This window comes from Paenarthrobacter sp. 4246 (assembly GCF_040546855.1).
Classification (GTDB): domain Bacteria; phylum Actinomycetota; class Actinomycetes; order Actinomycetales; family Micrococcaceae; genus Arthrobacter.
On sequence record NZ_JBEPOP010000008.1, the window covers coordinates 130,165 to 141,616 of the forward strand.

Sequence of the window (11,452 nt, forward strand, 5' to 3'; positions counted from 1 at the left end):
AACACCCGCGCCTGTGGTTTCGCGCGCAAGATTCACCTCCACCCCACCCCCATCTGGCCGCTGCATGCCCTGCAGCACCCATCCCAGGAGAGTTGACATGAAAAAGTACCTCACCGGATTCACCCTGGCAGCCGTTGCTGCCATCACCCTGAGCGCCTGTGGCGGCGGGGACCCCATGAGCTCGTCCAACACCGCCGCAGCAGGTGCCTCGGGCGACAGCATCATCGTCGGTTCCGCGGACTTCCCGGAAAGCCAGCTGATCGCCAAGATCTACGCCGAAGCCCTGAAGGCCAAGGGCGTCGAGGTCACCGAGAAGCCAAGCATTGGCAGCCGCGAGGTCACCATCCCCGCCCTCAAGGACGGCTCCATCGACCTCATGCCAGAGTACGGCGGAGCGCTCCTGCAGTACCTCGACTCCTCTACCAAAGCGGTGTCTTCTGAGGACGTCGCCAAGGAACTGACCACGAAGATCCCCTCTGGCCTCACCGTCCTGACCGCTTCTGAAGCGGAGGACAAGGACGTCCTCACGGTCAAGAAAGAAATTGCCGATCAGTACAAGCTGAAGACCATCGAGGACCTCCAGCCGGTTGCCAAGGATCTCGTCCTGGGCGGCCCGCCGGAGTGGAAGACGCGCCTCAACGGCGTAGCCGGCCTTAAGTCGGTCTACAACCTGGAGTTCAAGGAATTTTCAGCGCTCGACGCCGGTGGGCCGCTCACGCTGAACGCCCTCCTTTCCGGCCAGGTACAGGTAGCTGACCTCTTCAGCACCGATCCGGCACTTGCGGAAAACAACCTTGTGGCACTTGAGGACAACAAGAACCTCTTCCTCTCCGAGAACATCGTGCCGGTCATCAACGAGAAGAAGGCCACGGACACTGTCAAGGAAACCCTGGACAAGGTCTCCGCTGCCTTGACCACCGAAGATCTCATCAAGATGAACGGCCGCGTGGCCAAGTTCGAGGACATTGGCGAAATCGCCAAGGAATGGCTCCAGACCAAGAACCTGGGCTAAGCCCTCCTGGTTCGTGTTGCTGGTTGCTTTAGAGGAGTAAAAAATGACTGCCGATTTCACTACTGGTGCCCGCCCGGTCATGGCTGCCCGGGGTACTGAACTTACTGCCAAGTCGTGGCAGACGGAAGCACCCCTGCGCATGCTGATGAACAACCTCGATCCTGAGGTTGCCGAGCGTCCGGACGACCTGGTCGTCTACGGCGGCACCGGCCGCGCAGCGCGGTCTTGGGCCGCGTTCGATGCGATTACCCGAACCCTGGAAACCATGGAGAAGGACGAAACCCTTCTGGTGCAGTCGGGGAAGCCGGTGGGTGTGTTCCGCACGAATGAGTGGGCGCCGCGCGTACTTCTGGCCAACTCCAACCTTGTGGGCGACTGGGCAACGTGGCCCGAGTTCCGCCGCCTCGAGGCCGAGGGCCTGATGATGTACGGCCAGATGACGGCCGGTTCCTGGATCTACATTGGTACCCAGGGCATCCTGCAGGGCACGTACGAAACGTTCGCCGCCGTCGGAAATAAGCTCGCTGCCGCCAGGCAGAACACGGGCCGTCACCCGGCACCGGGGGCAGCCGGTTCCACCGAGGGTCCGTTGGCTGGGACCCTGACGCTGACTGGTGGTTGTGGTGGCATGGGCGGGGCGCAGCCGTTGGCAGTGACCCTGAATGATGGGGCGTGCTTGATTGTTGATGTGGACGAGTCCCGCCTGCGTCGGCGTGTGGGGAAACGGTACTTGGACGAGGTCGAAACCGATCTGGACACCGCGATCGCGAAGGTCCAGGCCGCGAAGGATGAGCGCCGCGGCTGGTCCGTCGGTTACGTGGGCAACGCCGCGGAGGTCTTCCCCGAGCTGCTGCGCCGCCACAAGGCCGGCGAGGTGACGTTTGATGTAGTCACCGACCAGACCAGTGCCCATGACCCGTTGTCGTACCTGCCCGAGGGCATCACGGTGGCTGAGTGGCATGCTGAGGCTGAGGCGGATCCGGAAGGGTTCACGAAGAAGGCCCAGGCCTCGATGGCCCGGCAGGTCCAGGCGATGGTGGAGTTCCAGGACGCCGGTGCTGAGGTCTTCGATTACGGTAACTCCATCCGTGATGAGGCCCGCAACGGTGGGTATGACCGGGCGTTCGAGTTCCCGGGCTTCGTCCCTGCGTATATTCGTCCGTTGTTCTGTGAGGGCTTGGGACCGTTCCGTTGGGTTGCCCTGTCCGGGGATCCAGAGGACATCCGGGTCACTGATGAAGCGATCAAGGAGTTGTTCCCGGAGAACAAGCACCTGCACAAGTGGATTGATGCCGCGGCCGAGCGGGTGGAGTTCGAGGGGTTGCCGGCGCGTATTTGCTGGCTTGGGTACGGCGAACGCCATAAGGCTGGTCTGTTGTTCAATCAGCTCGTTGCCGAGGGCAAGGTCAAGGCTCCGATCGTGATCGGCCGCGATCATCTGGATTCGGGTTCGGTTGCGTCCCCGTACCGGGAGACGGAGTCGATGAAGGATGGCTCGGACGCGGTCGCTGACTGGCCGCTGCTGAACGCGCTGACTGCTGCGTCCTCGGGCGCTACCTGGGTATCGATCCACCACGGTGGTGGTGTTGGTATTGGCCGGTCCATCCACACCGGCCAGGTTTCCGTGGCTGACGGCACTGAACTGGCAGCCCAGAAGCTCGAACGGCTCCTGACCAACGACCCCGGCATGGGCGTCATCCGCCACGTCGACGCCGGCTACGACCGCGCCATCGAAGTCGCCAACGAACGCGGCGTCCGCATCCCCATGAACGAGGCTGACAGCACGCGGTAGCGGCATCGCGACGGGAATCCCGGGACGGCTATGCAGATGCGATTTTGTGTAGCCGTCCTGGGACAACCCAAGGATCGGATTCGTATGAGAACTCCCACCCTTCTGAGATCGAGGAAACGCACAATGGACAGGGAGAGCCCGGGAACGTGGGCATCAGTCGCTATCGGAACGCGGGTGACTATGACAAAAGACGGCCACAACCCGTTTCGAGGGACTGTGGATGATAGAACCGCGGATGGAGCAATTCTCTGGATCCTCTCAAGGACAGGGATTCGAAAGCTCTTTCACACTGAGGACGGGTTTCAGCTGACCCCTGGTGAACGATGACAGCACAACTCATACCAATGGCCCGCCAGGCTGATACCCGGACCCATGCTCTGGACCCGGATGAATATTCATATCGAGTAACTGCAGCCGTAGAACAGAACCAGTTGTCTTGTCCGGAGGACTGCTTCTACTGCACTGCACCGGAAACTGACTAGAAAGGACCGGTTTATGGTGGTTATTGATGGCTTGTCGCTGGACTTGTCCGGTGTCACCGCAGTAGCCGACGGCGAACATGTGTTGTTGGCTCCGGAAGCCCTGGTTCGAATGGACGAATCGCGAAAGGCTGCGGAGGCTACGGCATTACGACGTCCGGTCTATGGCCGATCGACCGGGGTCGGCGCCAACCGCACAGTTTCCTTGACGGAGGCCAACGGCGGGGACACTCACGGGCTGAAGCTCCTGCGCAGCCACGCTGTGGATGCGGGCAAGCCGCTTGATCGCAGGACCGTCCGTGCGATGTTGGTTGTCAGGCTCAGCCAACTCGCTGCTGGGGGATCTGGAATCAACCCCGCGATTGCCGAAGCGTTGGTGGAACTCATCAATGCCGACGTAGTTCCTGAGGTAAGGGAGTTCGGTGGAATCGGAACTGCGGACCTGCAGGCACTTGCCGGTACGGCGCTCACGATGCTGGGCGAACGTCCGCCAATGGACGGCGGCGAGCTTCCGCTTCGCCTTAAGGGTTGGGCCACGGCTGATGCCCTGCCCTTCATCAGCTCAAGTGCGTTGACTATTGGTCAAGCCGTCTTGGCGCATCAAGAGCTGTCGAGGCTTCTGGACAATGCAGCATCAGTGGCGGCTCTGTCCTTCGTTGCGATGTCGGGCAACTCCGAGGCGCTGAGCCCAGCAGTAGCGGCAGTTGCGGACACTTCCGCGGTGGCCTCGGCCGCAACGATGTTCCATGGCATGGTTCACGGAATCGGCGATCCCGCCCGAATCCAGGATCCCTACTGCTTGCGGACCTTGCCCCAGATTTTTGGTTCCCAAGCAGAGGAACTTGCGTGCTTGCACGCTCTGCTGAGTCGTCTTGTCACAGCAGGGAATGAGAATCCGCTTGTTCACGGCTCGCAGTCCGACGGCAGCAACGATGTCTCCCACCACGGGCTCTTCCAGCTGACAAACCTGGCCCGCCGACTGGATACGTTGCAGCTGGCAATCGGCGCGGCATGCGCCACCCATCTGCGGAGGATCGACCTCCTTTGCGACCCGAAATACACGGGTCTGCATCCCTTCCTGGCTGAAGACGGTTCGGGCCAGTCAGGGGTCATGATGCTTGAATATGTGGCTGCCGCCGCCGTCGGTCGAATTCGGGCCAACGCCCAGCCGGCAAGTCTGCAGACAGTGGTGCTGTCGCTTGGGGCTGAGGAGGATGCCAGCTTCGCAAGCGTGGCAACCGCCCAGTTGGAGTCGACGGCGGACGCACTCGCCACTGTCGCCGCCGTCGAGCTTGTGTGTGCTTCACGGGCGCTTCGCCTGCAGAGGCGGCAGCCCGAAGAGTTTGCCAGCGACCGGCTGCGCGCCATGATGCGGGCAGGTTTCACCCTGCCGTCCGACGTGGGGGACCGCGACCTCCGCGGGGATCTGGAGCAGGCCATCGAGCTCGTGAGAGCTTCGCACTAGAAGGAGTCGACCGAAATACACGAATCCGGCAGCTTGAGGAAAACGGCAGGCAGTCCGAGGACTGCCTGCCGTTTTTTGACGTACCAACGCGCGACCGACCAGCGCGTGAGGAACCAACGCGTGATGACCCGGCGATTAGTGTGCGGGCACCGATTCCTTGGCTGCAGCCTTCGGGTCGGTGAGTTTCTTGTTCGGCAACGCGAAGCTGATCAGGAACGCGATGAGCATGAGTCCGGCTGCCGTGAGCATGACGATATCGATTGCCTGGGCAAAGCCCTCGGTGATGGGCCTGGTCAGCGTGCTGTTGGCAGAGTGGAGCCAACTGGTGTCGTTCAAGGACTCGTTGTTGGCGCCGTTCTTGAAGAAGTCGAACAGCTTGGCGTTGGCGGGGTCGGACGCCACGGCAGGGTCCTTCATGACTGCTTGGTAGTCCGGGCTGGAAGCAGCGGTCTTCATGCCGTCGGCGATCTTGTCGGCCGCGACGCTGAACAACATGGAGATGAACACGGCAGTGCCTACTGCGCCACCCATCGAACGGAAGAAGGCGGCCGTAGACGTGCCCACGCCCATGTCCTTGGGCGGAACGGACACCTGCATGGCGAGGGTGAGCGGCTGCATGCAGAAGCCCAGTCCCACACCGAAGAACACGGCGATCAGGCCGGGTACCCACAACCCGGTATCGACGCCGAGTACCAAACCCATCACGGTGGCAGCGCCGGCCAGGATGGCCGTCCCCGTGATCGGGAAGATCCTGTAGACGCCGGACGATGAGATGGTGCGGCCAGCAGAAATGGAACCGAACAGGATGCCGACCGTGAAGGTGATCATCATCAGGCCAGCCTCGGTGGGGGTGAGACCCTTTACCAACTGCAAGTACATCGGCAGCATGGCGATGGCACCGAACATGCCGATACCAATGATGAAGTTCAGCAGCGATGACAGACCGAACGTCATGTTCTTGAAGAGACGCAGAGGAATCAACGCGTAGTCACCGGCCCGCTTCTCGGCGAGCAGGAACGCCACGATGCCGAGGACGCCAAGGCCGTAGCAGAGCCAGGACGCACCTGACGCCCAACCCCACACTCGGCCCTGTTCTGCTACGAGCAGCAGGGGCACAATGGCCAGGGTGATGGCTGCGGCGCCCCAGTAATCGATCTTCTGCTTTACGTGCCTCGCCGGCAGATGCAGGTACATGAAGACCACTACAAGAGCGGCCAGCCCGATGGGGAGATTGATGAAGAAGACCCAGCGCCAGCCTTCGAAACCCAGGATGTTGGCCGAGCCCGCGAAGGCCCCGCCAATCACCGGACCGAGCACGGAAGAAATGCCGAAGACGGACATGAAATAGCCCTGGTATTTGGCCCTGTCCTTCAGAGCCACGATGTCGCCGATGATGGTCAGCGCCAAGGCCAGCAGGCCACCGGCTCCAAGGCCTTGGATGCCGCGGGCGATGGCGAGCTCCGTCATGGAGTGGACGGATCCCGCGTAAAGAGACCCCACCAGGAAGATCACGATGGCCACGAGGTAGAGCGGGCGGCGACCGAAGATATCGCTCAGCTTGCCATAAAGCGGGGTGCTCACGGTTGAAGTGATGAGGTACGCAGTGGTGGCCCAGGCCTGAAGTGAGAGGCCATCGAGATCGTTCGCGATGGTGTAGATGGACGTGGACACAATGGTCTGGTCCAACGACGACAGGAACATGCCGAGCATGAGTCCCACCATGACGGTGAGTGTCTGACGGTGGGTCAGAACCTCGCCGGCGGCCCGGACGGGCGTGGTTTTGGACATATCTTCTCCAGAGGTGGCAGAAAAGTGGATTAAGCAGGATAGTTGCTTTCAGTAACTATCTTACGGCCAGGTTGATTCCCGCCGGGAGAATATTTCTTCCACTTTCCCTCTAAGTCGGGCCCACGGAAGAGTCAGCGCTCGATAAGAATGCCGTCCGGGTCGCAGTAGATCATCACGCCAGGTTGGATGCGGACTCGATCGATCACCAGCTCTACGTCCACTTCGCCAATTCCCGTCTTGGCGCTCTTCTTCGGGTTGCTCCCAAGGGCCTTGACTCCAAGGGGCAGACCGGCGATGGCCTCCCGGTCCCTGATGGCTCCATTGATCACCACACCGGACCAGCCGTTGGCCACAGCGCTCGCGGCAATGAGGTCTCCCATGAGTGCCGTCCGCAGAGATGCCTGGCCATCAATGACCAGCACGGCACCTTCACCGGGCGTGTTGAGGACCGTTTTCACCAGCGCATTGTCCTCAAAGCACCGGATAGTGCGGACCGGCCCACTGAAGTGGGTGTGGCCTCCCAGGTTGAGGAACTGAACGGCTATGGACTCCAGTTCCTCGCCACGCTCGTCGTAGAGATCGGCCGTATTTATTTGCTCGCTCACAGTGCTTCTCCTCGATTGCTTTGAGGCCACACTAACGCTCGCGAGGGGCTAAAGCAGCGCTGGCAGCGGCCTATGTGGATAAAGGGCTCAACGGCGGTTCAGCGTCGCTTCGCCGCGCTAGGCTGAATCCACACATTCAATGAGGGGGAACCTGCCATGAGCTTGTCCGACCTGCCGGGTCCTGTGCCGGATCCTGCGATCGTCCGCGGTGGAAACACCACGGCGCTTGCCGAACCCGTTGCCAGGGTAAGGCCGATCTGGGTTACCGGCGTTGTGCTGGTCAACCTGGGCATCAACGCAGCGTTCTTCGGCCCCCTCCAAGTGCTCCTGGGCCTGCAGGCAGCCCACTTTGATGAAGGCCAGAAAGAAGCGATCCTTGCCTTGGTCACTGGCTGTGGAGCGGCCGTTTCCATGGTGGCAAACCCACTCTTCGGGGCGTTCAGCGACCGCACGACGTCCCGGTTTGGTCGCCGTGTTCCTTGGGTCCTGATGGGCGCCATCCTGGGAGCTGTTGCGCTCGTTGCTTTGGCCGGTGCTCCCAACGTTGCAGCCATGACTTTGCTTTGGTGCCTTGTGCAGGCCGGAGCCAACGCCATGTACGCCGCTATTACGGCAGCCGTACCTGACCGCGTCCCGGTTCCACAGCGCGGAACTGTAGGCGGGCTCGCCGCCATGGGACAGACAGTAGGCATCTTGATCGGCGCGGTGATTGCTGCGGTCGTCGTTGGAAACTTTGCCGCCGGATACTGGCTCTGCGCTGCGGCGTTGCTGGCCGGCGTCGTGCTTTACCTTTTCAAGAATGACGATCAGCAGCTTCCGCCAACTGAGCGCCCGCCCTTCAACCTGGCAGACTTCCTCAAGGGCTTCTGGGTCTCGCCCAAACGCTATCCGGATTTCGCGTGGGCTTGGCTGACCCGTCTGCTGGTAAGTACAGGCAACCACATGGTCACGTTGTATTTGTTGTTTTTCCTTAGTGATGCTGTGCGTCTCAAGGAAACAGAGGGAATCGATCCCTCGTTTGGTGTCCTCATTCTTACCGGGCTGTATGCGGTCTCGGTCATTATCACCAGCGTGCTTGGGGGCCGGCTGAGCGACAAGATGGGCAAGCGGAAGCCATTGGTAATCGCGTCGTCGGCCATCATTGCCCTGGCCTCGCTGATACTCGCCTTCGCACCAACGTGGATCGGCGGGCTTGCCGGTGCGGTGGTGTTGGGGATCGGGTTTGGAGCCTACCTCGCCGTCGACTTCGCCCTCATCACGCAGGTCCTTCCTACGGGAATAAACCGCGGCCGGGACTTGGGTGTGATCAACATTGCCAACTCACTACCGCAGGTGATCGCCCCGTTGATCGCCTCTCCGTTTGTCCTGTACTGGGGCGGCTACGTCTCCCTATACGTGGCCGCCGCCGTCATCGGCCTGCTGGGAGCTGTGTTCGTGGTAAAGATCAAGAGCGTCGATTAGGCCTAGAAAACGGCGGTGAAGCCACCCCAGCCCCAGCCGACGACCGATTGGCCGGACCAGCGGATGCCAGGTTGGCCACTGGTCATAAAGTCGCTCCCCTTGTTGTAGTACATGGTGAGCCGTCCGGCCGTATCAACGCTGAAGATGTCCACGGTGCCATCGCCATTGAAATCGCCCGCCGAACCCACGAACGGGAAGCCATCGAACCCCCAGCCGATATCCGAACTGCCGCCGTCCAGCCGGCCGCTCCGGCTGGCCTCACGCAGCGTGAGGCGTCCATAAATGCGGGACACGATTCCAAGACTGTTCTTGCCGCCGAAGTGGCCCACGGTGAAAATGGGATCGTTGTTGACCCAATAGGTATCAACGCCATAGGGCGGGAGGAATCCGCCCCGGCCGTTGCCGGGATAGAGGATGGCTTGGTACCAACGGTCCACAACAATCAGATCGTTGCTTCCATCGCCGTTGAAGTCACCAGCCGAAGAGACGGTCCGAAAATCCTGCCAGCCCTGGCCAATCTGGAACGCGTTCTTCCAGCCCCCAGTGCCGTTGCCCTGGTAGAGGAACAACCGCCCTTGCGCGTCACGGCCAATTACGTCCACTGTCCCGTCACCGTCAAAGTCTCCCGGAGAGAACAGAGTATTGAACACATTCCATCCGGTCCCCAGTACCTGGGCTGCACGCCAGTTGCCCCGGCCGTCAGTGGGGTAGAGCAGCAGGCGGCCGGCGGCATCGCGGGCAAAGATGTCCAGGGTGTCATCGCCGTTGAACCCCCGGGCGCGGGGTTTGGCAGCGATCCTCAGCGGATAGTCCGCCTGCAGGGTGAGCCGTGATTCGGCGTCGTAGGAAACGGTGACAAAGACGGCGACTACCCTGCCGCGGTCTGCAGACGTGGCCCGATACGTCGAGCCTGTGGCACCCGGTATGGCCTGGCCGTCCCGGGTCCACTTATAGGTGAAGGAGGGCGTGCCACCCTCGGGAATGACGAACGGAGCGTATCCGCCCAGTTCTGCCTTGAGGATGCCCCCTACAGTGGGGTCCCCGTTGAGCTGGGGTTGGCCCATGTACACCGGACGGGCCGCGGCCGGCAGCAACGTATCTGCTCGGACGGGGGCCTCCCAGTGCGGCGCTGCGGTGGCAGGAGTCGCGATCAAGGGAGCAGCCAGGGTCCCCATCAACACGGAAGTCGTCAGCATCGCGAGGAGGCGGCGGGGACGGTTGGGCGCGGCCGACCGCGCGGCAGAAACAAGGTCCAAGGATTCCCCCAAGAAATGACTGGCCCGAGGGACCAGCAGAGATCAATTGAGACGACACTACATATTCGCGTACACCCGGTAAATGGTTCCGGGAAAACGACTATTTTGTGAAGGAGGCCGCACCCGGACGAATCCGGAAGAGGCCTTCAACCAACAGCCCTGAGGATGGTCTAGAAGACAGCGTTGAAGCCGCCCCAGCCCCATCCCACAACCCCCGAGGTCTTCCAACCACCGGAGCCGTTGCCGTAGTACATGCGCATCTGGCCGGAGGTGTCGATGCCCCAGACGTCGTTGGCGCCGTCGCCGTCGAAGTCTCCTGCGCCGCCCAGCTTTGTGATCGCGTTCCAGCCTTGGCCGATCACGGCGCTGGTTGTCCATCCTCCATAGCCATTGCCGCCATAGAAGCGAAGATTACCTACCGCGTCGCGGGCCAGGACATCAGGCTTGTGATCACCGTTGAAGTCCCCGGGTGAGAAGACGGACGTCATGCCGCTCCAACCCCAGCCAACTGTTGACGCACCGAGGAAGCCGCCGTATCCGTTACCCGGGTACAGGACGAGCTCCCCGGAAGACTTGCGGGCCAAGAGGTCGTTGTTGCCATCTCCGCTGAAATCGCCGGCTGGGAAAACAGACGTGAAGATACCCCAGCCCCAGCCGATCTGCTGGCGGGGATACCAGCCGCCCTGACCGTCCGCGGGGTAGAGGAAGAGGGAACCTGCACCGTCGCGGGCAATGACGTCGTTCTCTCCGTCATTGTTGAAGTCTCCGGCGGAGAACATCAGGTTGAAGATGTTCCACCCGGAGCCAACTTCATAGGCCTGCTTCCACGTACCGTTGCCGCCGGTGGGAAAGAGGCCAAGACGGCCCCCGGAGTCACGGATGAAAAGGCTCATGGTGTACGGATCCCAGTACTCTGTGCGGTACGAGCCTGAGGTGTGGGGGCGGTCTATGTCCACGGGTGTTACGTAATTGAAGTCCAAAGCATCCAGAGCCACAGCAGCAGTGCCGGAGCCCGGAAGATTGCCTGGGTTATGAATCAGTGAACCGTCGCGCCAGTAGCCCAACTCATGACCGGCAGCGGTGAGGATCTGCAGATACTGCGCAACATACGTTCCCGGCGGAGTCCCTTGAGCGAAGAACACGTCGAACGAGTAGGTTGAGTCGGCAGCGCTGTAGGAGCCCTGGGTCATCTGCGTATGGAGCTTGCCAGTGGCTGTGTTGCGGAAGAGCACGTAAACGTCAGTGATGGGACCCGAAGCTTGGAGGGTAACCCTGGATGTTGCTTGTCCTCCGGAAGCGATCGAGTCCGGCGTCGTAGAGACAGCCACCGGGACCGGTGCGAAGGCGTCGTCGGCCTGTGCTGCAGGTGCCAAGCCCAGCCCGCCAACCAAAATGATTCCGCCCGTCATCGCGGCCAACCAACTGCGCATGCGGCGCAAAGGAGTGATCCCCATTGTTCCCCCAAATCAAGCCGGTCCCAGATGGCCGGCGGGTATAAGTGAATTGAGAGTACAACGGCGGAACGACAGTCTGGGAATTTACTCGCAAAAGTTCAGGGAAAAGACAAGTCAAACCCCAAACTCAACCAAAATAG

General features: G+C 61.3%; 8 protein-coding genes. 4 read left to right on the forward strand and 4 right to left on the reverse strand.

Annotation, left to right across the window (positions count from 1 at the left end):
* The first annotated feature begins 97 nt into the window (after window positions 1-97).
* From ABIE35_RS16090 to ABIE35_RS16100, 3 genes are all read left to right on the forward strand, one after another.
* Window positions 98-1,012, forward strand: coding sequence for an ABC transporter substrate-binding protein (locus tag ABIE35_RS16090; protein ID WP_354516435.1), 915 nt, complete (start codon window positions 98-100; stop codon window positions 1,010-1,012).
* Between the two features lie 43 nt (window positions 1,013-1,055).
* Window positions 1,056-2,804: a urocanate hydratase gene (gene hutU, locus ABIE35_RS16095; protein ID WP_354516437.1), complete on the forward strand. Its 1,749-nt coding sequence runs from the start codon at window positions 1,056-1,058 to the stop codon at window positions 2,802-2,804.
* A gap of 495 nt (window positions 2,805-3,299) precedes the next feature.
* Window positions 3,300-4,748 (forward strand): aromatic amino acid lyase, encoded by a 1,449-nt coding sequence (locus ABIE35_RS16100; protein WP_354516439.1) that lies wholly within the window; start codon window positions 3,300-3,302, stop codon window positions 4,746-4,748.
* A 135-nt stretch (window positions 4,749-4,883) separates the two neighbouring features.
* Here ABIE35_RS16100 and ABIE35_RS16105 read toward each other — a convergent pair whose 3' ends face one another.
* Window positions 4,884-6,536, reverse strand: a complete 1,653-nt coding sequence (locus ABIE35_RS16105) for an MDR family MFS transporter (RefSeq protein WP_354516441.1) — start codon at window positions 6,534-6,536, stop codon at window positions 4,884-4,886.
* 131 nt (window positions 6,537-6,667) lie between these two features.
* Window positions 6,668-7,141, reverse strand: a complete 474-nt coding sequence (gene rraA, locus ABIE35_RS16110; protein WP_354516443.1) for a ribonuclease E activity regulator RraA — start codon at window positions 7,139-7,141, stop codon at window positions 6,668-6,670.
* Window positions 7,142-7,297: 156 nt separating this feature from the next.
* Between rraA and ABIE35_RS16115 the strand changes: the two genes are divergently transcribed.
* Entirely contained in the window at window positions 7,298-8,602 is a 1,305-nt protein-coding gene (locus ABIE35_RS16115) for an MFS transporter (RefSeq protein ID WP_354516445.1), read from the forward strand.
* Window positions 8,603-8,604: 2 nt separating this feature from the next.
* On the opposite strand, the gene ABIE35_RS16120 is transcribed toward ABIE35_RS16115, so the two are convergent.
* Window positions 8,605-9,858, reverse strand: coding sequence for an FG-GAP-like repeat-containing protein (locus tag ABIE35_RS16120; RefSeq protein WP_354516447.1), 1,254 nt, complete (start codon window positions 9,856-9,858; stop codon window positions 8,605-8,607).
* A 170-nt stretch (window positions 9,859-10,028) separates the two neighbouring features.
* Entirely contained in the window at window positions 10,029-11,312 is a 1,284-nt protein-coding gene (locus tag ABIE35_RS16125) for an FG-GAP repeat domain-containing protein (protein WP_354516448.1), read from the reverse strand.
* Window positions 11,313-11,452 lie beyond the last annotated feature (140 nt).